Below are 25851 nucleotides of genomic sequence, written 5' to 3' on the forward strand. Positions count from 1 at the left end.
GGAAGGAATCGCGCTTGTTTCGACCGGTCTTGATCCTCGCCGGCGCGCTTGCGCTGGCGGGCTGCGCGGAAAGCGCCAGCAGGGCGCAGAGCACCTCTTCCGAGCCGGCAGCCAGGGGCCCCGGCAGAGGCAAGGGATATTCGCACGATCCTTTCCCCTCGACCTATCGCGCCTATCCCGGTGCGCCGACCCTCGTGACCAACGTCACGATCTTCGACGGCGAGGGCGGGCGGATCGACAATGGCGCGGTGCTGTTCCGTGACGGCAAGATCGTCGAGGTGGGGCAAACGTTGACCGCGGAAGCCGGCGTGACGGTGATCGACGGGCGCGGCAAATATCTCACGCCCGGCGTGATCGACATCCACAGCCATCTCGGCGACTATCCCTCGCCGGGCGTCGAGGCGCTGTCGGACGGCAACGAGATGACGTCCCCGGTCACCGCAGAGGTCTGGGCCGAGCACAGCGTGTGGCCACAGGATCCCGGCTTCGCGCGTGCGCTCACCAATGGCGGGGTGACCACGCTGCAGATCCTGCCCGGATCGGCCAATCTGTTCGGCGGGCGATCGGTGACGGTGAAGAACGTCTATGCGCGCACCATGCAGGGGATGAAGTTCCCCGGCGCGCCCTATGGCCTCAAGATGGCGTGCGGCGAGAATCCCAAGCGCGTCTATGGCGGCAAGGGCCGCGCGCCGGCGACGCGGATGGGCAACATCGCCATCGACCGCCAGACCTGGGCCAAGGCAGTCGAATATAAGCGCCGCTGGGACAAGTATGAGGACAAGGGCGGCGAACCGCCGGCCCGCGACATCGCGATGGATACGTTGCGCGGCGTGCTCGAGGGCGAGATCCTCGTCCAGAACCATTGCTACCGCGCCGACGAGATGGCGGTCGTCATGGATATGGCCAGGGAGTTCGGCTACCAGGTGACGGCGTTCCACCACGCGGTCGAGGCGTACAAGATCGCCGACCTGCTCAAGGCCAACAACATCTGCGCCGCGGTCTGGGCCGATTGGTACGGCTTCAAGATGGAAGCCTATGACGCGGTCAACGAGAACCTCGCCATCCTCGAAAAGGAAGGCGCGTGCGCGATGATCCATTCGGACGATCAGAACGGCATCCAGCGGCTCAATCAGGAAGTCGCCAAGGCGCGTGCCTCGGGGCGCAAGGCGGGCTTCGACATCTCCGAGGCGGCGGCGTGGCGCTGGCTGGCGATCAACCCGGCCAGGGCGCTGGGAATCGCCGACAGGACCGGCAGCCTCAAGCCCGGCAAGATGGCCGATGTCGTGCTGTGGAATGGCAACCCGTTCAGCGTCTACACCCGGCCGCAAATGGTGTGGGTCGACGGGGCTTTGCTCTACGACGCCAACAATCCGAAGCTGCGGCCGGTATCCGATTTCGAGCTCGGCCAGCCGGGCGAGGGGGACGTGAAGTGATCAACAAGCTGCTTCTCTCGGCGAGCGCGATGCTCGCCATCGCTGCTCCCGCCGCTGCGCAGACCGTGGTGATCACCAATGCCAGGCTCGTCGTGGGCGACGGCTCCGGTCCGGTCGAAGGCGGCACCGTGGTAGTTCAGGGCGGCCGCGTCGTCGCGGCGGGGACGGGCGTCGTCGCGGTGCCGGCGGGTGCGCGCGTGGTCGATGCCGGCGGGCGCTGGGTGACCCCGGGCATCTTCGCCGGGTTCACCCGGATGGGGATCGTCGAGGTCGACGCGGTTTCGGGCACCAACGACGTGTCGGCGGGAAGCTCGCCGTTCAACGCCGCGCTCGACGTGGCGCCGGCAGTGAATCCTAGGAGCAGTCCGCTGGCGATCAACCGGCTCGAGGGCGTCACGCGCGCCGTGGTCGCGCCCGACAACAGCAACGGTTCGATCTTCGCCGGGCAGGGGGCGATCATCGATCTCGGCGCCGACATGGATTCGGTCACCACGCCGCGGGCCTTCCAGTTCATGGAATATGGCGAGGCGGGCGCACGCGCCGCAGGGGGCAGCCGGCCTGCCGCTTATGCGATGCTCAAGAACGTTCTGTTCGAGGTGCGCGATTATATCCGCAGTCCGGCGGGCTTCGCCGATCGCGGCAAGGATGCGCTGTTGACCCGCGCCGATGCCGAGGCGCTGGTGCCGGTGGTGCAAGGGCGCGTGCCGTTGCTGGTCCATGTCGAGCGCGGATCGGATATCCTGACGGTGCTCGCGCTCAAGAAGGAAGCGCCGGCGCTGCGGCTGGTGCTGGTCGGCGTGACCGAGGGCTGGACCGTTGCGCGCGAAATCGCCGCCGCGGGGGTGCCGGTGATCGCTTCGGCGCTCGCCGATTTGCCCGAGAGCTTCGAGCAGCTCGCCGCGACCCAATCGAATATCGGGCGGATGAAGGCGGCGGGCGTGCTCGTCGGGATCGGCACGATCAACCAGGACGAGGCCCGCCAGGCGCGCTGGGAAAAGCAATATGCCGGCAACCTCGTCGCCTTGGGCAAATTGCCCGGTGCGAGCGGGCTCAGCTGGGGCGAGGCGTTCGCGGCGATCACCTCGCGTCCCGCCGAGGCATTGGGAATGGGCGGCGAATTCGGCTCGTTAAAGCCGGGCCGGCGCGGCGACGTGGTGATTTGGGACGGCGATCCGCTCGAGATCGGCAGCTCGGCGGTCAATGTGTTCATCGACGGCGTCGAGCAACCGATGACCAGCCGCCAGACCCGGCTGCGCGACCGCTATTGGGATCCCAGGGAAGGGCCATTGCCCAAGGCCTATCAGCACTGACGCTGATCGTTGCGGAACCTCGCCGATCGGTGCAGCATTGGCGGCACGTCGCCTCGGCGGCGGCGAATGGGAGAGCTGTAAATGACGAAGCGCATTGTTTTGCCGTCGCTCCTGGCGCTGACGCTGGCCGGATGCGGATCCGCGGGCGACCGCGGCGCTGCCAATGAAGTCGTGGCCAATGCGGAAGCCGAGGCGAACGCCGTCGGCAACGTGGCGGGCGGGGAGAATGCGATCGCGCAAGTGTTCGCATTGTCCGATCGCCAGCGCAACGCGATGTTCATTCGCGCGCTGCTCGATGCCGATATCGAGTGCCAGTCGGTCACATCGTCCGAGCGGCTTCCCGATCAGGACGGCAAGCCGCTGTGGCGCGTCAATTGCTCCGACAAGACCGCGCACATGATCAGCATCACGCCCGACGGCACCGCCAATATCGTCAGCCGTACCGACCGGTAACGAACCCCGGGGATCGCAAAGAAAAGGGGAGGCGCCTCGCGGCGCCTCCCCGGTCGGGCCGAAGGTTCGCCGAACTTCAGAGCGCGATCACGCCGCCGTCATCCTTGGTGATCACTGCGACTGCCGAGCGCGGACGCACGGTGGCGCCGGCGGTGCCGGTCGCCTGGCTTTCGGGCCAGTGACCGCCCGGTGCCGCGACCGTGCCGCCATCGCCCGGATGCTGGATGCCGACGAACAGGGTACGGCCGTCGGGCGTGGTGTCGACGCCGGTGATCTCGCAGTCCACCGGACCGACGAGGAAGCGCTTGAGAGTGGCACCCGGCGCCGCACCGACGCGCGTTGCCTGCGTCGCCGTCGCACCGCCGACCGCAGTGTTGGTGATGGTGCGCGCGCCGCCATCGCCCACCGTTCCCGGCATCGCGGCCAGCATCATGCAGTTGGTGACGTCGGTATAGGCGCCGTCGTCGGTCTGGATCCACAGCAACGGCTTGACCTGGCCCGAGGCATTGCTCGGGCGCCCGAACCACAGACCGTCGGGGCTGGAAAAGTCGTTGTCCGCGGTCAGGCCCGACAGGTTGACGTTCGCCGGATCGAGGTCGACGCCCGCACCAAAGGCATAGATGTCCCAGGTGAAGCCGGTCGCTTCGGTGGTGTTGCCGGTCTCGCGCAGTCGGATGATGTGGCCGTTGGGATTGCCGGTCTGCGCCGCGCCGCCCTTGGGGTCGTTGTAGTGGCGCGGATTGGCGGCGTCGGTCAGGTTGAGCGCGCGGCTGCTGCCGTTGGTGAGCGTCAGATAGACCTCGCCGGTCGCCGGATTCACCGCCGTCCATTCGGGCCGGTCCATCGGCGTCGCACCGACCACATCGGCAGCGAGGCGCGGATGAACCAGCACATCGGCCTGATCGCTGAACGCATAAGCGGGATTGGCGGCGGTGATGCCGTTTTGGCCGAACACCAGCGGGATCCAGTTGCCCGATCCGTCGGCATTGAACTTGGCCACGTAGAGCGTGCCCGCGTCGAGATATTTGTCGCCCATCGCGAGGCGATCGGCAGCGGTGGCATCGGCCGCGACCCAGGCCGTGTTCGAGACGAACTTGTACATATATTCGCGCTGCGAATCGTCGCCCATGTACCAGGCCGGCTTGCGGCCGGCGACGAACAGGCCGGGCCAGGCGCCTTCATGACCGAGACGTCCGAGCGCGGTGCGCTTCCGCGGCGTCGAGGCGGCATTGTACGGGTCGATCTCGACCACCCAGCCGAACTGGTTGGGTTCGTTGCGGAAATCGTCGGTCGCCGAGGCGCCGCTCGCGCGCGCATCCCAGCGGCGGAAGCGGGTATCGGCGGCGTCGGCGGGAACCACGGTCGACCAGCCATAGCTGCCGCCCGCGGTCGGCGAGACGCCGTAACGGGCGAGCGCGGTGGTTTCCTTCGCGGTGCGGACGGCGTCGCCGCTGCGACGGAAATAGCCTGCCCAATTCTCTTCGCAGGTCAGGTTGGTCGCCCAGGGCGTGACGCCATTGGCGCAGTTGTTGACGGTGCCGCGCCCGGCGACGCCGGTCGGCGAGAACAGGGTCTTGAGGAAATCGGTACCCCGCACCGGACCATTGAAGGCCATCGGCGTGTTGGGCGTGATACGGCGGTTGAAGCTGCTCGCCTGCGCCATCGACCAGGCGCGATTGGCACCTTCCGAGACTTCGGTGACGCTCACGCCGTGGCACTCGATCTCCTTGATCGCTTCGGCCTCGGAACGAGGGCTGCCCGTTGCGCCCGTCGGGTGGAGATATTTCTGGGTGATGTTTTCATGGTTCTGCACCAGCAGTCCGCGGGTCGAGCTCGCATCGTCGCGCGCGCCGGCCGAACTCAGCCCGAACCATTGCAGCGCGTCGCCGTGATCGCCGATGCGTTGGGCGAAATTGGTGTCGGTGCCGTCATTCTTGAACGCCGGCACGCCCGCCGCGATCGGATCGCCGAGACGGTTGACCACCTGGACCTTATAGCCCGCGGGCACGCTGACGACGTCGAGCCTGTTCTTGGCGACCGCGGTGAAGCCGAGCTGCGCGGGATTGACGGTGACCGTCGTCGTCGCGGTGGTGACGGTCGAGCCATTCGCGGCGGCGAATTGGAAGGTGAGTACCGTGGCGCTCGCCACGCTGGGCGCGAGGAACGTGGCGGTGTTGCCGACCGCGCCGGTGAGCGTGACGGCGGGGCCGCCGGTCTGCGTCCACGACACCGCTGCGGCGTCGCTCGCAGTACCGGTGAGCGTGACGACCCGCCCGGCGTTGGTCGTCGCCGCGGCGCCGGCACTGACGGTCGGTGCAGGGTTGCTCGCGCTGTCATTGTTCGAATCGCAGGCGGCAAGCACCGATCCGCCGAGCGTAGCCGCGACGATCGCCGAACCGCCGCGCAGCGTCTGGCGCCGCGAGAGGCGGCGTGCGGCGAGTTCGTTCAGCGTGATTTCGCTGCTGTGGTTGGTGTCGGTGTCGCCATCGGTATAGCCGAAGGCATTGGACGTCAGGTCGTTCATGGAAATCCCCCAGGCATGCGGGTCCGTCGCGACCCGGCGCACATCGCCTTTGGAAGGGCTGCTTTACCGGGTGATGGAATTGGGATGGCAGGGCGATGACTCTTCGCGGACCGGTTTGTGACGCTTTGCCCTTGGCCGTCGCAGCGGCTAATCGACGGGCGTCATGCACCCCGGCAGTCCCGATCCCGAAACCTCCGCTCCTGCGCCGAGCCTCGCGCACCGGCTGGCCGCGTTTGCGGCCCGTCCCCGGCCGGCCGGTGCGAAGCCGGGCATGACGCAATGGTCCGACGGCGGCGTCGCTGCGCTCGTTGCGGCGCTGATCGTGGCCGGGCCGTTGCTGACGATCGCCGGGGCAAAGCTGCTGACCGTCCAGCAGCGCGTGGCGGCGAAAAGGATCGAGCGCGATGCAGCCCCGCGCATCGCAGCGGCCAAGGCGGCGACCGAGGCGCGCGGGCAGATCGACGCAGTGCTACGCCGCCCGACCCTGGGATCCACGATCGAGGCGCTGGCTCGCGCGCTTCCTGCCGATGCGACGCTGGTCCGTGCCGGGCGCACCGCGCAAGGAGCGGTCGAGATCGACGTGGCCGCCGCCGACCCGGACAAGCTTCGCGGCGCGCTGCGTCGCGCACCGGCATTCATGCGATTGCGCAACACCGGGCAGCGGCAGGCCGACACGAAGATGATCGTCACCTTTGCGGGGACCACGCCGTGAGAGTACCGCCACTCGCATCGGGAGCGGGAGCGGGGCTGCTCGCGCTTGCCTTGCTCGCGCCGATGACGGGCAAGGCGTTGGGCGACCTCGCCGCCGCCCGTGCCGCCCGCGCGCAACTCGTTCAGGCTGCGGCATTGCCCGAACGACGCGCGCCGATCGTCGCCGACGGTCTGGCGCTCGCCGCGCCCGATCCGGCGGCGGCACGGGCAGCGATGATGGCGCGGCTCCAGCGGCTGGCCAGGGCGGGCGGCGTGCTGGTCGAGGAGACCAACGGCATCGAGGCGCCCGACGGGCTGGCGGCGCTGCGGGTGCGGGTTTCGGGAGCGGAAAAGGCCGTACTCGCGCTCGCGGACGCCTTCGAGCGCGAGCAGCCGCTGATGCGATTTCGCCGCTGGTCGATCGAACCGGTGGCGGACGGCGTCCGGCTAGCCGCCGAAGCGGTGGCGGTGCAATGAGCGCGCGCCGCACCGCGCTCGGTCTTGCCGGCGGATTCGCCGTGCTGATGCCGCTGGCGCTGCTCGTCCCGCGCGGGAACGCGCCGAACCAGCCCGCCGCGATCGCATCGCCTTCGACCCCGCTCGCGGCGCCCGCGGCGCCGCCGCCGCTCGCTGCCGCTTATGAACGGTCGCTGTTCGGCGCGGCCGAGGCGGAGGAAGCGGCGTTGCCCGGCGACGCGCCGGCGCTGGTGGGAGTCGTCGGCCGGCTCGGCGCGGACGCGGTGGCGCTGGTGCGCACTGCCGAGGGTACGACACGGGCCCTGCAAATCGGCGAGAGCGTCGACGGCTGGCAGCTCGCCGGCCTCGCGATCGACGCCGCGTTCTTCACCCGCGGCGCGCAACGCGTCCGGGTGCCGCTGCCGGCGGGTTGAGCAGCCGCCTGGTAGACGGACGGCTAATTCCGGGTGGAGAGCGGCTGGTCCGCTTCCGAGTTTGCGGATCGAGTTGGCGGCCGCGAGGCTCGGCCGTTTGATACAGCCAGCCCTCCGCCAGTACGTGCGTCGACAAATGGGAGGAAGTCCCTCGATTCGACAGCCGAGGCCTTACCTATGCGCTAGGCCGGATCGTCCCTACACCCGTCGCGGCGCAGCGGAATTTGAGGAGAGCGTGATGCGTCATTGGACTTTGTCGGCGGCGATCGGAGCTGCCATCTTGATCTCTGGCTCAGGCTCAGCGAACCCGGCGCAACGTATTGTTTCTGGCAGCTATGTCCGCGACCCGGAACGAAGCGACGCCGCCTTTCAAGCGATCGAGAACGCTATTGCCGGCGTTTCCAACGCCAAACGCCCTCTCGTTCGCATGAGGCTACGCAAGTCCATTGCTACAAGTAGATTTAGAATTTCGAGTTCAGGAAGTCGATTCTCGATCAAGTACGATGACAAAACACCTATTGTCGTTTGGATTGGCGGAGATTCGATCAAGTGGACGCTCGTGGAAAGCCTCGTTTTCGATGTGTCGGCAAAAGCGAATGGTGAAGCCATTTCGCTAACATTCCGCGGAGACGACATCGAGCGGACGACAGTGTATCTTGGCGTTGGGCAACAGTTGGTGGAGGAGACTACCATTATCAGTCCACTGCTCTCTACGCCAATTAGCTATAAGCTCGTCTACAATCGAGCGAACTGACAGGATCTACGAGTCGGACTCTCTGGTGAGAAGCCGTGAACGGCCTTCGTTTCGTAGGTGCGGATGCCGGTCAGATGATCTCTCGGCGTCTGCTTAAGGCGCGCTACGATCGTGAACGAACGGCAACAACTGGGGCGAGAGCAGTCATTAAGGACCGTAAGGCAGAATCAGCCTCAACGAGACTTTCGATGCCTTCACCGAAGCGGGAAGGCGGCAGTGGCATGCGGCCAGGCGCAACTCTCGAGGCAATAGATTCGTCAGGCCGCAGCGATGCGTGCGATCATTGCGGACATCCCATCCCGCCAGATGGCGGTAACGCAAACCAAGACTTTCGGCTCTGCGACGCGTGCGATAGCGACTGGCTAACGGCTGTTGCAGGTAGCGTTCTTTCGCGCGTGGCTCAGTAGATTCCGTCGATCTCGACGGTCAGCCGGGGCGTGGGCGGCGCGAGCAGCAGGCTGGAGCGGCGCGTATTGGCGATCTCCTCGGAGCGCAGGCGTGCGTATTTGTCCTTCGCCGCCGCCGCCGCATCGGCCGGATCGCGCAGGATCGTCGGCTTGAGAAAGATGAACAAGGTGCGCTTCTGACGAGTTTCGCGCCGGCTCTTGAACAATTCGCCGACGATCGGGATGTCGCCGAGGATCGGCACTTGCTGGCGCGAATCCTGCCGGTCGTCGGTGATCAGTCCGCCCAGCACGATGGTCTGGCCATTGTCGGCGAGCACGGTGGTGTTGATCGCGCGGCGATTGGTGACGAGGTCGGAGGCGGCGGCGGTCTGGGCCGCCGCGATCGACGAGGCTTCCTGGTTGACCTGCAGCCGGATCGTGTCGCCGGCATTGATCCGCGGCAGCACCCGCAAGGTGATGCCGACGTCCTTGCGCTCGATCGTGGTGTAGGGTGCGACCGAAGTCGAATCGGTCAGTACCGATCCGGTGACGAAGGGCACGTTCTGACCCGAAACGAACTCGCCCGGGACGTTATCGAGAACGGTGATCTGCGGGGTCGACAGCAGGTTCGCCCGCGTCGACGCGCCCAAAGCCTGGACGAGGATCGAGAAATCGTTGCCGATGTTGATGTTGCCGGTCAGCCCGGTGCCGATCAGCGCCCCGGCCGGCACGTTGAGTGCCTTCAGGATCGTGCCGAGCGACGTTCCCGCCTGATCGAAGGACGTGCCTACGCCCTCTTGCTGGAGCGTCACGGCGTTGGTGCCGAGCTGGACGCCGAGCGCCTCGGCATCGTCGCCGGTGATCTCGGCAATCGCCGCCTCGATCAGCACTTGCGGGCGGCGCACGTCGAGATCGGTGATCAGTTGCTCGATCGAGGCGATCGCGGACGGGGTGCCGCGCACCACCACTGCGTTGAGCTCGGGCGCTGGCTGGACGGTCAGATCGGGAGTCGAAAATCCCTGCGGCGTCTGGGCCGGCTGGTTCTGCATCACCGGCTGGGTCGCAGCGTTGGCGGCCTGCATCGCATTGCCGAGCCCGGCGCCGGTCGCTGCGGCGCTGTTGGGAAGCGACGCGAGGTTTTGCGATCCGCCGCTCAAACGGGCGAAGGGATTGCTGTTCGCGCCCGAGAGGCTGCGCGCGATCGGATTGTCGGCGCTCTCGCCCTGGCCGAGCACGCCGCGCAGAACGTCGGTCACGGTTTCGGCATCGGCATAATTGAGGCGGAACATCCGCGTGATCGGCGTCGCGCCGCCGGGCTGGTCGAGCGACGCGGCGATGCGGCGGGCCTCGGCGACCGCGGCGGGGGTGCCGCGGATGATCACGGTGTTGCTGCGGCCGTCGGCGGCCACGCGCGCGCCGGTGCCGCCCTGCTGATCGCCGAGAACGGTCTGGAGCGACTGGGCGACATCGGCGGCGTTGCCGTTGCGCAGCGTGATCGTTGCGAAGGTTGCGCCGCTGCCGCCGTCGAGCTGGCGGGCGATCGCCTCCACCCGGCGGACATTGTCGGCATAATCGGTGATCACCACGGCGTTGGGACTGGTCAGCGGCTCGACGCTGCCGAAGGTTGCAACGAGGGGACGGATGACGCGCGCGACATCGGCCGAGGGCACGTTGGCGAGGCGGACCATCCGGGTGACGAGTTCCTGCCCACCCGCCGCGCGGCCGGGGACGCCGCCGTCGCGCACGGCATTGGCCGCGGGCACCACGCGCCACGCACGGCCCGATCGCACTGCCGAGAAGCCATTGGCGCGGAGCACCGACTGGAACAGCTCCCAGACTCCCGAAGGCGATAGCGGCGTCGCCGAAGTGACGGTGACGACACCTTTCACCGCCGGATCGAGGATCAGGGTGCGGCCGGTGATCCGCGAAATCTGATCGGCGACGTCGGCGATCTCGACTCCGCGCATGTTGATCACGATGTCGCCCGGCTGGGCCTGCTCGGCGGCGTTCTGCGCGACGGCGACGCTGTCGAGCGCGATGCCGGCAAGCGCGAGAGCGGCGAGGGTGGAGCGAATCTGGTGCACTAGGGTCTCTTTAGCGAAGCGGCACGGTAAGCGTCAGCCGCTTCCCGTCGCGGAGGATCTGGATCTGGGCATTGCCGTTCGCCTGCGCGGAGGCGAAGGCGGCGTTGGCGGCAGCGGGATCGCTCAGCGACGTCCCGTTGACCGACTGGATGACGTCGCCCGCGACCATGCCGGGCGGACCGTTGTCGCCGATGCGAAAGCCGCCATTCACCGGCGTCGCGTCGAAGCGCTGGAGCAGACCGGCGGTGCTCGCCGAGGGCGGGATGGCGGGCGGGGGCGGGGCGCCCGCGCCCGAACCGGTCACCGGCGAGCCCGGTTGCGGCGTCTGCGCGGCCTGGTTTTGCGCCGCCTGACGCTGCTCGGGCGAGAGCGTCGGATCGGGGAAAGCGAGATATTCGCTGCGACCGCCGGCCGTGAGGATCACCCGATCGCGCAGGATCGACTGGATCGTCGCGCCGCTCACGGCCTCACCGACATGAAACGGCGTCGCGGCCGCGCCGCTCACCGAGATGAAGGCAGTCGAAAGCGAGGCGGGGCTGGCGGCGATCACGCCCTTGAGCTCGAGCGGCAGCGACGTGGCCTGCGACGCGTCGGCCGCCGCCACCTTTCCGAACGGCGCAAGGGCGATCGCAGGCGCGATGTCCGGCGCGACGGCCGGGCCGCTGCGGCCCGACGGCACCGTGATCGCGCCGGTGCCGGCATGCCCGGCGAGCCGCCAGGTGAGACCGGCGAGCGCCACTGCGACCGAAAGCACCACCAGCCCGGTGAAGATGTCGAGCGCGGTGCGCGCCTGGCGCGGGGTGAGGGACAAAGCAGTGCTCATCCCTTGCGTCCGTCCACGAAGCCGTCGAGCGATGCAAGGGGCGTGGTCGCGCGCGCGGGAAACACTTCGATCCGCACGCGCTGGATTTCGGGATCGTCGGTGCCGCGCCGGGTCACGGCGATCCGCCATCGCTCGCCGAGCATTTCGACCTGGTCGGCACCGGGCATTCGGGTTTCGAGCTCGGCGAGCCGGTTCTCGGCGACCCACATCGCCGCGGTGCGCCGCTCGACGCCGCGGGTGGAGTCGATGTGCGATTCGACGGTGCGCATCAGGCCGACGGTGGCGATCGCGAGCACGGCGAGCGCGACAAGGGCTTCGATCAGCGAGAAGCCGGCTTCTCCACTATCGTCACCCCGGACTTGTTCCGGGGTCCACCGGGCCGCGAACGAAGATGGCGCCCTTCTCGTAACAGCCTCACCGCCAGCGTGCTCAGGCGCGGTGGATGCCGGAACAAGTCCGGCATGAAGGAATAGAGCGAAGGCCCGCATCACGCCTTCGGCGCCGGTGCCGGCATCGCGCGCGCAGTCAACCCGTCATAGGTTACCAGCCATCGCTGCGACCCGCTTTCGACCATTGCGGAAAGCGGTCTCCCCGCGCCGTCGACGCCGAGGATCACCGGCGGCCGCACGCTCAACGTCACCACCATGCCGCCGGGAAGGCGATGGAAGCCCAGCGCGTCGTCAGTGCGCGCGATCAACTGGCCGTCGGCGCCGATCGTGGCGAAGCCATAGCCGTGCTTCTGGACGGTGAACGCCATCATCCGATCGCCGAGCATCGCGTCGTCGGCAGCCGCCTGCAGCCGGGTGGCGAGGCGGCGCGCCTCGGTCTCGACGCTCGGCGCGCGGGTGACGCTGCCGATGCCGAGCGTGACCGCGCCGGCCATCACTGCGATGATGACGAGCACGATCAGCATTTCGAGCAGGGTGAAGCCCGCGTCGCGATCGATCGCGGTCCGTGCTGCCCCCCGCACCGAAATCAGCCTTTGCCGTCGATATCGGCGTCGACTCCTTCGCCGCCTTGCTTGCCGTCGCGGCCGAGCGAGCGGATCGTGAAGGTCATCCCGTCAGACTGATAGTCATAGGGCTTCTGCCAGCCGTCGAGCGCGGGCGCCGAAAGATAGCCGCCCTGCGCCCAGCTGCCCGGAACCGGCGGCGCCGTCGGGCGCTCGACGAGCGCCTTCAGCCCCTGTTCGGAGGTCGGATAGGCACCATTGTCGAGGCGGTACATCTTCAGCGCGCCGGCGATGCTGCTGATATTGGATTTGGTCGTTGTGGCCTTCGCCTCGTCCGGGCGGCCCATCACGTTGACGGTGACCAGCCCGGCGATGACCGCGATGATCACCAGCACGATCATCATCTCGAGCAAGGTGAAGCCGGCCTCGCCCTTGGGAGTTGTGCGGCGCTTGCTGTTCTGCCTAAGCAGTGCGATGTCACTAAACTGTTTCAAAACTATGCGCATCCCCGCCCCATGCGTCCTTCCCATGAAGCAAATGTGACAGCCTCCGGTCGCACCATAGGCGCGCCCGATGCGCCGGAATCGCTCGCCACGGGAGTGTGGACGCTGGCGGGCGATCGGCTGATCATAGCCGAGCGGGGAGGCCCTGCAACCATCGTCGTGCCGACCGAGCAGGTGCGGCTGCTCGCGGTCGACCTGCCGTTGGCGAGTCGGGCGAAGCGGCTGGAGGCGTTGCCCTTCGCCGTCGAGGAACTGATCGCCGAACCGGTGGAGTCGGTCCATCTCGCGCTCGGCGCCGAGGTGGCGCCGAAACGCTATCTGGTCGGCGTGGTGCGGCACGAATTGATGACGGCGTGGGTCGATTCGGCCGAGGATGCAGGGCTCGGGCACGCCGCGATGGTCCCCGATGCGCTCGCGCTGCCGCGGCCGGCGGAAGGCGAATGGTCGGTCGATCTCGGCGCGGATCGTGCGGTGGTCCGCGCCGGCGACGGCACCGGCTTCGCGATTCCGCCGGCGATGCTGCAGGCTGCATGGCAGGCCGCGGGACGGCCTGCGGCCCGGTCCTACGGGGCACCGCTTCCTGCGGAGATGCTGGCCGGCGGATCGGCGATCGAGCCCGCGGCGCTGGCGGAGCGGTTGCTCGCGCCCGCGCTCGACTTGCGGCAGGGGCGCTATGCCCGCCGCCGCGCCGCGCTGCCCGATATCTGGCGGCGGCTCGGCTGGATCGTCGCGCTGGGGGCCGCCGCGCATGTGGTCATCGCCACTGCCGACACGCTGATGTTGCGCAACATCGCCGATCGACGCGAGGCCGACACGCGCGCAACCGCCGCCATCGCTGCGCCGGGAGCCAATCTGGGCGGCGATCTCGCCGCGAGCGTCGCCGATATGCTGCCCACCGGGAGTAGCGCGCCGCCCGACGCCTTTCTGCCGCTGTTGACCCGCGTATCGGGCGCGCTCGGGCCGCTCGCCGGGGCGATCACCGTGCGTGCGATCGACTATCAGGCGAATGCGCTCACGCTCGACCTCGAGGGCAGCGATCCCGGGCTCGCCGGACGTGCCGAGGCGGCGTTGCGCGCCGCGCGCGTCACGGCAACCGTAACCCGCTCGCCCGACGGCAGCGTCCGCATAACGGCGAGCAACGCATGAGGCTGATCGTTTCCCGCGTACCGGCGCTCGACGCCGCATTGATCCGATTCGACACCTGGTGGGGTGGCCTCAGCCGGCGCGAGCAGGTGATGGTTGCCGGCCTCGGGACGCTATTGGCGCTGCTGGTGCTGGTCTATGGCGTGGTCAAGCCGCTTCAGGCGGCGCGGGCGGAGGCGCTGGCCGACATCCGCACCTATGAGACGCTGACCGCGCGGATTCGCGCCGCCGGAACGCTGACGACTGCACGGGCGCCGCGGCGGCAGGGCCCGGCGGCGCAGGTCGCGACCAGCTCGGCCGCAGGCTTCGGCATGGCGGTAGCGCCAGAGGCGATTCCCGGCGGGGTGCGGGTGACGATCGCCGATGCAAGCTACGAGACGCTGGTGGCATGGCTCGCCGATCTGGGCGCGTCGAGCGAGCTTCGCGTCCGCCGAATCTCGATCCAGCGCCGGCCGGGCCCGGGCCGCGTCTCGGCGAGCGTGGATCTGGGCGCATGAACGAGACGCTGATCCTGATCGACGATGCGCCGGCGACCTTGCCGTACAGCTTCGCGCGCAAGCACGGCGTGCTCCTGCGTGTGGGCGGGGCGGGAGTCGAATGCGTCCACCGCGCGGATGTTGGCCTCGACGCCTTGCTCGAAGTGCAGCGAATTGCGCCCGGCGCCTCCTTCGTACCGGTCAGCGACGAGGCTTTCGATGCAGCTTTGAGCGCCACCTATAGCGGCAGCGCGGGCGCCGCCGCCGATTTCGATCTCGGCGACATGGATCTCGCCGCGCTCGCCGACAGCGCCGCCTCGGTCGACGATCTGCTCGACACCCGCGACGACGCGCCGGTGATCCGCCTGATCAACGCGCTGCTGCTCGAGGCGGTCAAGGAGGGCGCGTCGGACATGCATATCGAGACGCAGGAGAAGCGCCTCGTCGTCCGCTTCCGCGTCGATGGGGTGCTGCGCGACATGATCGAGCCGCCGCGCGCGCTGGCGCCGCTGCTGGTCAGCCGCATCAAGGTGATGGCCAAGCTGGACATCGCCGAGCGCCGCGTGCCGCAGGACGGCCGGGTGACCTTGCGGATCGGCGGGCACGATGTCGACGCGCGCGTCTCGACGATTCCGACCCAGCATGGCGAGCGGGTGGTGATGCGCCTGCTCGAAAAAGGCTCGCTGCGGCTCGACATGGAAGCGCTGGGGATGAGCGCGCGCGACCGCGAGGTGTTCAATAGGCTGCTCGAGCGGCCGCACGGCATGCTGCTCGTCACCGGACCGACCGGATCGGGCAAGACGACGACGCTCTATTCGGGGCTGAGCCGATTGAACGACCGCAAGCGCAACATCATGACAGTCGAGGATCCGATCGAATATGAGCTGCCCGGGATCGGCCAGACCCAGGTCAATCCGCGTACCGACATGACCTTCGCGCGGGGCCTGCGCGCGATCCTGCGCCAGGATCCCGACGTGATCATGGTCGGCGAAATCCGCGATCAGGAGACCGCGCAGGTCGCGGTGCGCTCGGCGATGACCGGGCATTTCGTGCTGTCGACGCTCCATACCAACAGCGCGATCGGATCGGTGACCCGGCTGATCGACATGGGGGTCGAGCGCTATCTGCTCGCGCCGATGCTGGTGGGGCTGGCGGCGCAGCGGCTGGTGCGGCGGCTATGCGCGACTTGCCGACGCGAGGATGTGGCGAGCGCGGCGGATTCGCTGTTGCTCGGGGGCGCGATCCTGCCCGGCGAAAAGCTGTGGCGCGCGGAAGGATGCGCCGAATGCCATCAGGACGGCTATCGCGGTCGTGCGGGGCTGTACGAAGTCGTCGCGGTCGACGACCGGCTCCAGAAGATGATCCATGACGGCGCCTCGGAAGCCGATCTCGAGGCGCATGCGCGCAAGGACAATCCGGGCCTGCTCGACGACGGGCTGGCGAAGATACGCAGCGGGGTGACCACGGTCGACGAAGTCGCGCGGGTGGTGAGGGACGAGGCGTGAGCGAGCCGGCTCCATTCCTCCCCGAGCTCGCTCGGGGAGGATTTTAGTTATGCCCGCTTATTCGTACCGCGCGGCCGACCGCAGCGGCGCCAGCAAGAAGGGCATCGTCGAAGCCTCGTCGCCGGCCGCCGCGCGCGCGTTGCTCCGCGAGCAGGCTTTGCTGCCGCTCTCCGTCGAGCCGGCGGGGGAGCGCGGCGCCTCGTTCGGCAGCATCCCGCTGCCGCGGCTGCGCCGCTCGGGCATCTCGCCCAAGGCGCTCGCCACGGTCACCCGCCAGATCGCCACGCTCGCCGGATCGGACATTTCGATCGAGGAGGCGCTCCGCCTCGTCGCCACCCAGTCCGAACAGCCGCAAGTGAACTCGCTGCTGCTCGACGTGCGCGGGGCGATCCTCGACGGGCGCAGCTTCGCGGTGGCGCTGGCGCAGCATCCCAAATCCTTCCCGGAATTCTATCGTGCCTCGGTGGCGGCGGGCGAGGCTTCGGGCCGGTTGCCCGATGTGCTCAACCACCTCGCCGAATTCGTCGAGAATCGCCAGTCCAACGGCCAGAAGCTCCAGCTCGCCTTGCTCTATCCGGCGCTGCTCGCTTTGGTGTCGGTGGGCATGATGGTGCTGCTGATGGTCTATGTCGTGCCCGACATCGTCCGGGTCTTCGTCTCGCGCGGCGCCGATCTGCCGCTGCTCACCCGGCTGATGATCGCGATCAGCTGGTTCCTGCAGAAGTTCGGGCTCTATCTGCTGCTGGCGCTCGCGGTGGCGGCGCTGTTCGCGGCGCGCTGGACGCGCGTGCCCGCCAATCGGCTGCGGCTCCACCGGATGTTCACCGAGCGCCGGCCGTTCCGCCGCTTCAGCCGCCAGATCAACGCGGCGCGCTTCGCCGGCAGCCTCGCGACCCTGGTGGGGAGCGCGGTGCCGCTGGTCGAGGCGCTGCACGCCGCGGCGGCGGTGACCCCCAATCGCTGGGTGCAGGAAAAGGCGCTCGGCGTCGCCCAGCGCGTACGCGAGGGCATCAGCCTGCGCGCGGCGATGCAAGAGGCCGGAGTCTTCCCGACGATGCTCGTGGCGATCGTGGCGAGCGGCGAGAGCAGCGGGCGACTTGCTCCCGCACTGGGCCGGGCGGCACACGAGCTCGAGCGCGAGCTGGATGCGCTGGTGGCGACTTTGGTCGCATTGGTCGAGCCGCTGGTGCTGCTGGTGATGGGCGGGCTGGTGCTGCTGATGGTGCTCGCGATCCTGCTGCCGATCATCAACCTGAACAATCTGGTGACGTTGTAAATCAATTCCTCCCCGAGCTTTGCTCGGGGGGGAACCAGCGAAGCTGTGGGAAGGGCCGCGCCGCAGGCGCGGGGGCGCTCGCCGATAGCAGAACCGCCGTCTTCGCGGCGACCCCTCCACCGACCTCGGCGGTCCCCCTCCCCGAGACGAGCTCGGGGAGGAATAGATTACATCTGCCCCTGGATCCGCGCGCCGGCCGGGAGGCCGAGGAACGGCATCATCGTCGCGCCGTCCGGCGTCACCGAGATGTCGACCGTGCCGCTCTCCGCCAGTTCGAGCGTCGCCAGCGTCCGGCGGCGCTGCGCCATCGGGGCGATGCGGATCGAGGTTCGGTTGCCGATATGCTCGGCGGTCAGGATCAATGCGGGGAGGGCAGAGGCCGCACCGCCGTTCTTGCGACGGCAGCTTCCGGGGTCGGTGGTCGCGGTGCCGCTCAGCATCCGGCTGCCGCCGCCGATCGCGATCCGCTCCATCTCGACCTGCATCACCAGATCGCAGGTGAAGGGGAGGTTGGGCTGAAGCGCGTGAAGGAGGCTGCCATCGGCAGCGCCGCTCACCTTGTCGAGCACCATGCGCCCGCCGAGATGCGCGAGAAGGCGCCCGCCGAGATCGGTGTCGGGGCCGGTCGCCTTCCAGTCGGCGGCATAGGCAAGGCTGGTCAGCGCGCGCAAAGGCGCCATCCGCCACGCGAACTTCGCGCCGCCGGCGACGCCGACTTCGCCGTTCCACACCGTCCCCGCCACGCCGCTACGCCAGGACCGGTTCTTGAGGACGGCGCTCGCCGGCAGCGTGACCAGCAAGGCGAGCAGATAGGCCCCTATGCCCAGCGCGGCGAAGACGATAATACGCCGGCGTGCCACACCCCCCCTATCCGGAGTCGGCAATGGACCGGCGGTCCCTGCTGCGCTTGCTGCAATCAGGCCTGGTCGCGTCAGCGGCATCGGTCGTGCTTCCCTCGCATGCATTTGCCACAGCAGAAAAGAAGGACAAGCGTCCGATCGCTCTGCTGGTGCCGCTCACCGGACCGCGAGCGCGGCTGGGCATTAGCATGCGGCAAGCGGCCTTGCTCGCCGAAAACAGCCAATATGTGCTGAGCTTCGATACTCTCGGCACTGCGGCGGGCGCGGTGGCGGCGGCGGGGCAGGCGCTGCGCCGCAAGCCTGCGCTGATTCTCGGGCCGCTCTCGGCCGAGGAAGTGCCGGCGGTGAGCAGCAGCGTCGCGGGGCGGGTGCCGATCATCGCCTTCAGCAACGATGCGGTGCTGCGCGCGCCCGGCACGTGGATCTTCGGGATCACCGCGCGGCAGGTGACCAGCGCGATTCTGCGTTATGCCCGCTCGCGCGGCGTGAAGCGCGTCGCGGTCATCGACGATGGCAGCCCGTGGAGCGCGGCGGCTTCGCTGGCGGCGGGCCAGCTCGAGGGCGAGCTGGGCGTGCAGGTGCGCGTGCTCGAAGTCAAAGCGGGGCAGCCGCTGCCGGCGGCGGGCGATGCGCCCGACGGCCTCTTGCTGCCCGGCAGCGGCGAGGCGGTGCTGGCGGCGGCGCGCAACCTCAAGGACAGCGGCATCCAGCTGCTCGGCACCTTGCAGGGAATCGACAACCGCCCGCAGGCGCTCGAGGCACTGGACGGCGCGTGGATCGCCAGTCCCGACCCGGCCGCGTTCGGCACTTTCGCCAGCGAATTCGCCGCGCGCAATGGCGGTGAGGCGGGGACGATCACGGCGCTGGCATACGACGCGGCGGGAATCGCCAATACGCTGCGCGCTGCGAACACGCTCAACGGCGAAGGCCTGCTCGACGGCAAGGGCTTCCGCTGCGTCACCGGGCCGGTGCGTTTCCGCACCGACGGCTCGGTCGCGCGCGACTTCGCGATCCTCGTCGCCCGGCCGCACGGCTATGAACCGGTGGCGGTGAGCTCGGGATCGTGAGCAAGGAGCCCGAAGCCGGCGAATCCGGCTTCACGCTGATCGAACTGATGATCTCGCTGGGGCTGTTCGCGCTGATTGCGGTCGCGGGCCTCGCATTGGTCGAGGGCATCATCAACGTCCAGGGGCGCACCGAGAAGCGGCTCGACCGGCTCGCCGATCTCCAGCGGACGATGTTCGTGGTGTCGAGCGACATCGAGCAGATCGCCGGCGGCCCGATAAGCGGCGGCGGCGCGAACCTCTCCTTCACCCGCGCAGCCCCGGGCATGGGCGGGGCGGCGGTACCGCTTCGCTATGGCGTGGCGGGAGGCGCGTTGGTGCGGACGATAGGGCCGGCCCCGCAACTCGTGCTGGCCGGCGTGGCGAATGCGCGCTGGCGCTTCTGGGACGGGGCGTGGGTCGATCGCTGGCCGGTCAACGACGAAGGCAAGGATCGCTGGCCGCGCGCGGTGGCGATCGAGATGCAGGTGACCGGGCCGGGCGGCGCGCCGGGCTCGCTGCGTCGCGTGATCGCCTTGCCGGTGCGGCCCGAGGGGCCGAAGCAGTGACCCGCGGCCACGACGAAGAGGGGATGATCCTCGTCAACGTGCTGATGTTCGTCGCGATCGCCGCCGGGCTGGTGCTGCTGATGATCAACCGCGAGGAACTGGCGCTGGATCGCGGCCTGCGGACGCGCGAGGCGGCGCGGGCACTCGCGATCGTGCGCGGCGGCGAGCTGTCGGCACTGGTCGCGCTGCGCCGCGATGCCGAGCAATCGCCCGAGGTCGATCATCTCGGCGAGCCCTGGGCGAAGCTGTCGGAGAGCGGGGCGGCGATCGACGGGGGCAGCTTCGATCTCGCGATCGCCGACGCCGAGGGGCGCTTCAACATCAATTCGGTGCGCACCGGGCAGGTCGCTGCGACGATCCTGTTCCAGACGATCGGCAATCAAGTGGGGCTGACTCCCGAGCAGATCGTCGCTGCGGTGGAATATGTCCGGCTGCGCGGCCCCGTCACCGATCTCCGGCCGCTGCGGATGGCGGGGATCGAACCCAAGGTCGCGGATCGGCTCGAGCGGCTGGTCACGGCGCTGCCGGGTACGACGACGCTCAATCTCAACGCCGCCGATCAGGAGATGCTGGCGCTGTTGTTCCGCGATCCGCTGGTCGCCGGGCGGCTCGTCGCGATCCGCGACCGCCAGGGGTTTCTCACCGCAAAGGACCTGACCGATCAGAATGTCTCGCTGCCTTCGGGGACGTCATTCCGCTCGAACACTTTCTGGGTGCGCACCCGCGCGACGATCGGCGGCACCAGCCAGCAGGCCGCGACCTTGATCCAGCGGCGGCGGCGGGAGGACGCAAGCGTCGAGGTCGTGCCGGTCGAACGCTGGCGCAACGCCGCAGTGCCGCCGGGCGCGCCGCCGCTTCCTGCCGCGAAAGGCTGATATTCCCCTCCCTTGCAGGGAGGGGAGTCACAGAACGATCCGGAACAGCGCGCCGCCGCCGGGCGCATCGGTCACGTCGATTGCGCCGCCGTGCGCGATGACGATCTGGCGGGCGAGGTTGAGCCCGACTCCGGTGCCGGTGGGACGCGTGGTGAAGAAAGGCAGGAACACGTCCTGGCGCAGGCTCTCGGGCACCCCGGGGCCGTTGTCCGCGACTTCGATCGCGATCGATTGCGTGTCGCCGATCAGTCGAAGCGCGAGTTGCGGGCGTTCGGTAGCCTGCATCGCCTGGGCCGCGTTCTGCAGCAGGTTGATCACAACCTGCGCGAGAAGGTCCGGATCGGCGTCGAGCGCGAGCGTATCGGGCGCGACTTCCACCCGCAGCGGAATGGGCGCCTTGGTCGCGAAGATGCGGGCCAGTTCCTCGGCCCAGGGACGCGCGGCGAAGCTCTGGCGCTTGATCTCGGGCGTCTGCGCGACCGCACGATAGGCCTCGATGAAATTGCTCAGTCCTTGCGCGCGGCGCGCGAGCGTCTCGACGGCGATCCGGGCATCGCCGACGCGTGGATCGGCGGAAAGGTCGGGGTCGGCGAGCAGATCGGCGGCGGTCGCCGCAAGCGACGTGACCGGCGTCAGCGAATTGAGGATCTCATGGGTCAGCACCCGGACGAGATCGGTCTGTGCCGCCATTTCGACTGCGTCCAGCGTCCCCTGGATGGGTTGCACGCTGATCGCACGGGTGCGCTGGCCGAGCCGTTCGAGCGTCGCAGTGCGCACCAGCATTCGCTGGGGCCTTGCCGCGATATTGAGTATCAATAGCTCCTCACTCTGCGAGGCGTTCGCGAGACGCCGGGCAAAGGTGGCACCATAGATCGCGAAATCCTCGGGCAGGGTGCCATGCTCGGCAGTGAACAGCCGGCGCGCCGCCTTGTTGGCGAGCGTGACATGGCCGGTCCCATCGACCGTGAGCACCGCCACCGGCATGTCGTCGACCAGCGCGTCGAGGTAGCGCAACTCGCCGGCGACTCGGTCCTGCTCGGCGCGGAAGCGGGCGAGCGCCTCGTTGAGCGAGCCGCCCAATTCGCCGAACCCCGCGCCGCCATGCGCATCGAACTGGAGCCCGGTGTCGCCGAATTTGAGCGCCTCGAGGAAGCGCGCGACGGTGCGGTTGGTGCGGGTGATGTGGCGCCAAAGCCCTGCGAAAGTCGCCGCCGCGATCGCCAGCGCGACGATCCGCGCCGCGGCGAGTCCCGGCGTCAGGAATGCGGCGATGCAGGCGAGCAGCGTCGCAACCAGCGCGACGATCCAGGCGACCAGCCCGATCGTGAAGCGCTGGTCAAAGCCCATGCTTCTCCATGCGCCGATACAGCGCGGCGCGCGACAGTCCGAGTTCGTGCGCGGCGAGCGAGATATTGTAGCCGTGCTTCCGGAGCGCTTCCTCGACCAGCCGGCGTTCGACGCGTTCGAGGTTGAGATCGTCCGGTGCGCGCGGCGCCACCACGGCCGACGGCGCGATCCGCGGCATGCTGGACACCAGCGCGAAATCTTCGGGTTCGAGCGGTGCGTCGCGGGCGAGAATCACTGCGCGTTCGAGCGCGTGGCGCAGCGCGCGGACATTGCCCGGCCAGTCGTGGCCGAGCAACGCGGCCCGGGCGGCTGCGCTGAGCTGCGGATGGGGGCGGCCATAGCGTCTGGCGTAATGATCGAGATAATGGTCGATCAGCTCAGGTACGTCCTCCAGCCGTTCGCGGAGTGGCGGCAAGTCGATCTCGACGGTGTTCAGCCGGAACAGCAGGTCCTGCCGGAAATGGCTCTCGTCGCGCAATTTCTCGGGCGGCAAGTTGGTCGCGGCGATGACCCGGATATTGACCGGCACCGGCCTGTTGGCGCCGACCGGCGTGACCTGCCGCTGCTCGAGCACGGTCAGCAATTTGGGCTGGAGCCGCAGCGGGAGATTGCCGATCTCGTCGAGGAACAGGGTGCCGCCGTCGGCCGCCTGGATCCGCCCGACGCGATCGGTGCGCGCGTCGGTGAAGGCGCCCTTCACATGCCCGAACAGCTCGGAATCGATCAGATCCTCGGAGACCGCGCCGAGATCGACGGTCAGCATCACGTCGTTCGCGCGCAGCGACTGGCGATGGAGTTCGCGCGCCACGAGCTCCTTGCCGGTGCCGTTCTCGCCCAGGACGAGGACATTGGCGTCGGTGGGTGCGGCACGCGCGATCAGCGAATGGACGCGCGCCATCGCGGGGGACGCGCCGAGCAGCGCCGATCCCGCGACGATGGTCGGTGCAGGGGCAGCCCCGCCCGCCACAGCAGCCTGGCGGGAGCGGCGCAGCGACGCCGCGGTGCGCACCGCGGCGAGCAACTTCTCGTTCGACCACGGCTTGGAGACGAAATCGGTCGCGCCGCGCTTCATCGCCGCGACCGCGACCTGCACCCCGGCATGCGCGGTGATCATCACCACCACCATCTCGGGATCCATGCCGAGCAGCTTTTCGAGCCATGCCAGCCCCTCGGCGGCATCGGTGGCGCCGCGCGCGAAATTGGCATCGAGCAAGACGACGTCGGGTTTTCGCGTCTCGATCAGCGACAGCGCCTCGTCGGGACTGCGCACCGTGGCGACATCGACGAACAGCCGGCGCAGCAACAGCCGCGACGCCATCAGGATGTCGTCGTCGTCGTCGATCACGACGCAATAGTCGAATTCGGGCCCTCTCCCCATCCGTCCACTCCCGTACAGCGGCTGTGCGTTTCCGGACAATCAAAATGCGTGCCAAAGCACCGGGACGACGCGCCGTGAAGTCGTCACCCCCGCCGAAGTGCCGGGCTCCACAACGCCGCAAAAGGAATGCGGTGTGATTAAACCGTGCGTTCTCCGCGTCTTCCCATGTCCTGGCCAAGCGGCTTGTGGACCCCGGCACTTCGGCCGGGGTGACAAAGGAGGTTTTTGGCACGGGTCCTGCTGAAGTATCCTGGGTAGTTCGAAGCGGGGATAGCGCGCGTGTCTGGGAAACCGTCCAGAAAATCGGCGAGAAACGCCATTCTGCTTGCTGCGCTTGCCTGCGTGGCGCTGGCAACCTTCGGCAAGCCGCAGGCGGCTCTCGACATCGCGGTGCGCGAAGAGGGTGGCCACGCACTGCTCCGGCTGGGCTTCGCATCCGTTTCGATAGCGTTCGATTTCGGACAGGAGTGTCCGAATTCGAACGCTTGTGCGGGTTCGATCCTGTGACCAGTCTCGCACGGCGTCTCCCGGCAGCGGCTGGCACGGGGGTTGCTAGATCATGACCATGGGTGTCGTTCGGATGCAGAAAAGTGGAGACCGCCCGGTCACCGGGAGCGGGATGGACGCGGTGGTCGAGACTCGGAAGCTGTCGACCAGGGTCAAGGCCGCGATCGGCGGGGCGGTGATGCTGTTCGCGGCTCTGCTGTTCTGGTGGTTCGCGCCGTCGGGTTCGAGCCAGACGGTCGGTGCGGATCATGTCACGATTTCCACGGTCTCCCGCGGCACCTTCGACGATTTCATCCCGCTCCGTGCGCGCGTCACGCCTTTGCTCACCGTCTATATCGACGCGGTCGAGGGCGGGCGGGTCGAGAAGATGCTGGTCGAGGACGGTGCCACTGTCGCACGGGGCCAGCCGATCGCACTGCTCTCCAACGCCGAGCTCCAGCTCTCCACGCTCGCGCGCCAGACCGAAGTCGAGCAGCAGATCAACAATATGCGCAGCCAGGAGCTGGCGCTCGCCCAGACCCGGCTCGCCAACGAACGCGCGGTGCTCGAGGCGGGGCTCGCGCTCGACAAGACGCGGCGGCAATATGAGCGCGAAAAGCCGCTCGCGGCGCGCGGTTTCGTCACTGGCAAGCAATTCGACGACACCGAGGCCGACTATGCCTATCGCCAGCGCAACTATGCCGCGCTCAAGCGCAGCCAGGCGACCGATGCCCGGCTTCAGACGAGCCAGCTCTCGCAGCAGCAGGCGGCGGCGCAATCGATGCAGTCGGGCCTGTCGATCGCGCGGGCGAACCTCGATGCGCTCCAGTTGCGCGCGCCGGTGGCGGGGCAGCTTTCGGGATTCTCGGTGCAGGTCGGCCAGTCGCTCCAGCGCGGCGAGCGGGTCGGGCAGATCGACAGCCCCGGGCGCAACAAGCTGATCGCCGGGGTCGACGAATTCTATCTCGGCCGGGTCCAGCTCCAGCAGAAAGCGAGCCTCGATTTCGGCGGCAAGCGCTACGCCGCCAAGGTCACCAAGATCTATCCGCAGGTGCAGAACGGCCAGTTCCAGGTCGATCTGCAGTTCGTCGGGCCCGAGCCCGCCAACATCCAGCGCGGCCAGACGATGCAGGCGCGCCTCACGCTCGGCGACCCGGTACCCGCTCTGCTCGTCCCCAACGGCGCCTTTTACAACGAGACCGGCGGCAACTGGATCTTCGTGGTGACGCCCGACGGCGGCAGCGCGGTCAAGCGCCAGGTCCGCCTCGGCCGCCGCAATGCCGAGTTCGTCGAAGTGCTCGAGGGGCTCGAGGCCGGCGAGAAGGTGCTGACCTCACCCTATACCGGCTATGCCGACAAGACGCGCCTGGATCTGACCAAATAATTCCAACGAAAGGGATTTTACATGCTGACGATGCGCGAACTCTCCAAGGTCTATCGTACCGACACGGTACAGACGACCGCGCTCGACGCGATCGATCTCGATATCGCCGAAGGCGAGTTCGTCGCGATCATGGGCCCTTCGGGCTGCGGCAAATCGACTCTGCTCAACATGATCGGCATGCTCGATAGCCCGTCCTCGGGATCGTACGTGTTCAACGGCAAGGAAGTCGCCGGCCTCTCCGAGAGCAAGCTCGCCGATGTCCGCAAGGAGAGCATCGGCTTCATCTTCCAGAGCTTCAATCTGGTCGACGAGTTGAGCGTGCGCGACAATGTCGAGCTGGCCTTGCTCTACCACAACGTCTCCGCCGCCGAGCGCAAGCGCCGGGTCGACGAGGTCATGGACAAGGTCGGCATCGCCCACCGCGCGCGGCACCGGCCGAGCCAGCTCTCCGGCGGGCAGCAGCAGCGCGTGGCGGTCGCCCGCGCGCTGGTGGCCAACCCCAAATTGATCCTCGCCGACGAGCCGACCGGCAATCTCGACACGCATCACGGCGAGGAAGTGATGCGGATGCTCCAGACGCTCAACGGCGAAGGCTCGACGATCGTCATGGTCACCCATTCGCCGGCGCACGCCGATTATGCAGGACGGATCGTATCGATGCTCGACGGCCGCATCCTGCAGGAGCGACGGCGGGCGGCCTGAGGAGA

At 68.3% G+C, this 25851-nt stretch carries 26 protein-coding genes; 17 read left to right on the forward strand and 9 right to left on the reverse strand.

The features are described 5' to 3' along the window. The first annotated feature begins 14 nt into the window (after nt 1–14). The 3 genes from Q9Q95_RS20030 to Q9Q95_RS20040 all read left to right on the forward strand — a co-directional run bounded on the left by Q9Q95_RS20030 (nt 15) and on the right by Q9Q95_RS20040 (nt 3196). Nucleotides 15–1433: an amidohydrolase gene (locus Q9Q95_RS20030; protein ID WP_371876818.1), complete on the forward strand. Its 1419-nt coding sequence runs from the start codon at nt 15–17 to the stop codon at nt 1431–1433. Further along, the gene (locus tag Q9Q95_RS20035; protein WP_306098989.1) at nt 1433–2743 is read left to right on the forward strand and encodes an amidohydrolase family protein; all 1311 of its coding nucleotides are present in this window, start codon (nt 1433–1435) and stop codon (nt 2741–2743) included. Before Q9Q95_RS20030 ends, Q9Q95_RS20035 begins: the two co-directional genes overlap by 1 nt. Before the next feature lie 81 nt (nt 2744–2824). Beyond that, nucleotides 2825–3196, forward strand: coding sequence for a hypothetical protein (locus Q9Q95_RS20040; protein WP_306098931.1), 372 nt, complete (start codon nt 2825–2827; stop codon nt 3194–3196). Between the two features lie 76 nt (nt 3197–3272). Here Q9Q95_RS20040 and Q9Q95_RS20045 read toward each other — a convergent pair whose 3' ends face one another. Beyond that, entirely contained in the window at nt 3273–5720 is a 2448-nt protein-coding gene (locus Q9Q95_RS20045; RefSeq protein ID WP_306098932.1) for a PhoX family phosphatase, read from the reverse strand. Between the two features lie 271 nt (nt 5721–5991). Between Q9Q95_RS20045 and Q9Q95_RS20050 the strand changes: the two genes are divergently transcribed. The 4 genes from Q9Q95_RS20050 (at nt 5992) to Q9Q95_RS20065 (ending at nt 8054) form a co-directional block, all read left to right on the forward strand. Further along, nucleotides 5992–6432: a hypothetical protein gene (locus Q9Q95_RS20050; protein WP_306098933.1), complete on the forward strand. Its 441-nt coding sequence runs from the start codon at nt 5992–5994 to the stop codon at nt 6430–6432. Beyond that, nucleotides 6429–6887 (forward strand): hypothetical protein, encoded by a 459-nt coding sequence (locus tag Q9Q95_RS20055; RefSeq protein ID WP_306098934.1) that lies wholly within the window; start codon nt 6429–6431, stop codon nt 6885–6887. Before Q9Q95_RS20050 ends, Q9Q95_RS20055 begins: the two co-directional genes overlap by 4 nt. Continuing rightward, the gene (locus Q9Q95_RS20060) at nt 6884–7300 is read left to right on the forward strand and encodes a hypothetical protein (protein WP_306098935.1); all 417 of its coding nucleotides are present in this window, start codon (nt 6884–6886) and stop codon (nt 7298–7300) included. The genes Q9Q95_RS20055 and Q9Q95_RS20060 overlap by 4 nt, the downstream gene beginning before the upstream one ends. A 238-nt stretch (nt 7301–7538) precedes the next feature. Next, nucleotides 7539–8054 (forward strand): hypothetical protein, encoded by a 516-nt coding sequence (locus Q9Q95_RS20065; protein WP_306098936.1) that lies wholly within the window; start codon nt 7539–7541, stop codon nt 8052–8054. Between the two features lie 400 nt (nt 8055–8454). On the opposite strand, the gene gspD is transcribed toward Q9Q95_RS20065, so the two are convergent. The 5 genes from gspD to gspG are packed head-to-tail and all read right to left on the reverse strand — an operon-like array spanning nt 8455 to nt 12793. Further along, nucleotides 8455–10524, reverse strand: coding sequence for a type II secretion system secretin GspD (gene gspD, locus Q9Q95_RS20070; RefSeq protein ID WP_306098937.1), 2070 nt, complete (start codon nt 10522–10524; stop codon nt 8455–8457). A gap of 10 nt (nt 10525–10534) precedes the next feature. After that, complete coding sequence (locus tag Q9Q95_RS20075) at nt 10535–11347, reverse strand: type II secretion system protein N (protein WP_306098938.1); 813 nt, start codon at nt 11345–11347, stop codon at nt 10535–10537. Continuing rightward, nucleotides 11344–11835, reverse strand: a complete 492-nt coding sequence (gspI, locus tag Q9Q95_RS20080; RefSeq protein ID WP_306098990.1) for a type II secretion system minor pseudopilin GspI — start codon at nt 11833–11835, stop codon at nt 11344–11346. The genes Q9Q95_RS20075 and gspI overlap by 4 nt, the downstream gene beginning before the upstream one ends. Then, complete coding sequence (locus Q9Q95_RS20085) at nt 11835–12317, reverse strand: prepilin-type N-terminal cleavage/methylation domain-containing protein (protein WP_306098939.1); 483 nt, start codon at nt 12315–12317, stop codon at nt 11835–11837. The genes gspI and Q9Q95_RS20085 overlap by 1 nt, the downstream gene beginning before the upstream one ends. A 5-nt stretch (nt 12318–12322) precedes the next feature. Then, nucleotides 12323–12793: a type II secretion system major pseudopilin GspG gene (gene gspG, locus Q9Q95_RS20090; protein WP_306098940.1), complete on the reverse strand. Its 471-nt coding sequence runs from the start codon at nt 12791–12793 to the stop codon at nt 12323–12325. A 45-nt stretch (nt 12794–12838) separates the two neighbouring features. Here gspG and gspL point away from each other — a divergent pair, with 45 nt between their 5' ends. Genes gspL through Q9Q95_RS20110 form a run of 4 tightly spaced genes read left to right on the forward strand, consistent with a single transcriptional unit; the run spans nt 12839 to nt 17202 of the window. Next, a complete protein-coding gene (gene gspL, locus Q9Q95_RS20095) occupies nt 12839–13948 on the forward strand; it encodes a type II secretion system protein GspL (RefSeq protein WP_306098941.1) in 1110 nt (369 codons plus the stop codon). Beyond that, nucleotides 13945–14442, forward strand: coding sequence for a type II secretion system protein GspM (gspM, locus tag Q9Q95_RS20100; protein ID WP_306098942.1), 498 nt, complete (start codon nt 13945–13947; stop codon nt 14440–14442). Before gspL ends, gspM begins: the two co-directional genes overlap by 4 nt. Beyond that, nucleotides 14439–15926: a type II secretion system ATPase GspE gene (gene gspE / locus Q9Q95_RS20105; RefSeq protein ID WP_306098943.1), complete on the forward strand. Its 1488-nt coding sequence runs from the start codon at nt 14439–14441 to the stop codon at nt 15924–15926. The genes gspM and gspE overlap by 4 nt, the downstream gene beginning before the upstream one ends. Before the next feature lie 49 nt (nt 15927–15975). After that, the gene (locus Q9Q95_RS20110) at nt 15976–17202 is read left to right on the forward strand and encodes a type II secretion system F family protein (RefSeq protein WP_306098944.1); all 1227 of its coding nucleotides are present in this window, start codon (nt 15976–15978) and stop codon (nt 17200–17202) included. Between the two features lie 167 nt (nt 17203–17369). On the opposite strand, the gene Q9Q95_RS20115 is transcribed toward Q9Q95_RS20110, so the two are convergent. Beyond that, on the reverse strand, nt 17370–18062 hold the full coding sequence (locus Q9Q95_RS20115; RefSeq protein WP_306098945.1) for a hypothetical protein: 693 nt from the start codon (nt 18060–18062) through the stop codon (nt 17370–17372). Nucleotides 18063–18085: 23 nt separating this feature from the next. On the opposite strand from Q9Q95_RS20115, the gene Q9Q95_RS20120 reads away from it, so the two are divergent. From Q9Q95_RS20120 to Q9Q95_RS20130, 3 genes are read left to right on the forward strand one after another with little or no spacing between them, the layout of a single operon-like run. Then, nucleotides 18086–19129 carry an ABC transporter substrate-binding protein gene (locus Q9Q95_RS20120; protein WP_306098946.1) on the forward strand — a complete coding sequence of 348 codons (1044 nt, stop codon included), beginning with the start codon at nt 18086–18088 and terminating at the stop codon, nt 19127–19129. Beyond that, a complete protein-coding gene (locus Q9Q95_RS20125) occupies nt 19126–19674 on the forward strand; it encodes a type II secretion system protein J (protein WP_306098947.1) in 549 nt (182 codons plus the stop codon). Before Q9Q95_RS20120 ends, Q9Q95_RS20125 begins: the two co-directional genes overlap by 4 nt. Then, complete coding sequence (locus tag Q9Q95_RS20130; protein WP_306098948.1) at nt 19671–20549, forward strand: general secretion pathway protein GspK; 879 nt, start codon at nt 19671–19673, stop codon at nt 20547–20549. Before Q9Q95_RS20125 ends, Q9Q95_RS20130 begins: the two co-directional genes overlap by 4 nt. A 27-nt stretch (nt 20550–20576) precedes the next feature. Here the strand turns inward: Q9Q95_RS20130 and Q9Q95_RS20135 are convergent, their stop codons facing one another. Then, the gene (locus Q9Q95_RS20135; RefSeq protein WP_306098949.1) at nt 20577–21896 is read right to left on the reverse strand and encodes a PAS domain-containing sensor histidine kinase; all 1320 of its coding nucleotides are present in this window, start codon (nt 21894–21896) and stop codon (nt 20577–20579) included. Continuing rightward, nucleotides 21886–23274: a sigma-54 dependent transcriptional regulator gene (locus Q9Q95_RS20140; protein WP_306098950.1), complete on the reverse strand. Its 1389-nt coding sequence runs from the start codon at nt 23272–23274 to the stop codon at nt 21886–21888. Before Q9Q95_RS20140 ends, Q9Q95_RS20135 begins: the two co-directional genes overlap by 11 nt. Nucleotides 23275–23553: 279 nt before the next feature. Between Q9Q95_RS20140 and Q9Q95_RS20145 the strand changes: the two genes are divergently transcribed. From Q9Q95_RS20145 to Q9Q95_RS20155, 3 genes are read left to right on the forward strand one after another with little or no spacing between them, the layout of a single operon-like run. Further along, nucleotides 23554–23781 carry a hypothetical protein gene (locus Q9Q95_RS20145; protein WP_306098951.1) on the forward strand — a complete coding sequence of 76 codons (228 nt, stop codon included), beginning with the start codon at nt 23554–23556 and terminating at the stop codon, nt 23779–23781. Nucleotides 23782–23833: 52 nt separating this feature from the next. Next, nucleotides 23834–25144 (forward strand): efflux RND transporter periplasmic adaptor subunit, encoded by a 1311-nt coding sequence (locus Q9Q95_RS20150; RefSeq protein WP_306098952.1) that lies wholly within the window; start codon nt 23834–23836, stop codon nt 25142–25144. 21 nt (nt 25145–25165) lie between these two features. After that, the gene (locus tag Q9Q95_RS20155) at nt 25166–25846 is read left to right on the forward strand and encodes an ABC transporter ATP-binding protein (protein ID WP_306098953.1); all 681 of its coding nucleotides are present in this window, start codon (nt 25166–25168) and stop codon (nt 25844–25846) included. Nucleotides 25847–25851 lie beyond the last annotated feature (5 nt).

The sequence above is a fragment of the Sphingomonas sp. DG1-23 genome (assembly GCF_030730875.1).
In the GTDB taxonomy this organism is placed as follows: domain Bacteria; phylum Pseudomonadota; class Alphaproteobacteria; order Sphingomonadales; family Sphingomonadaceae; genus Sphingomonas.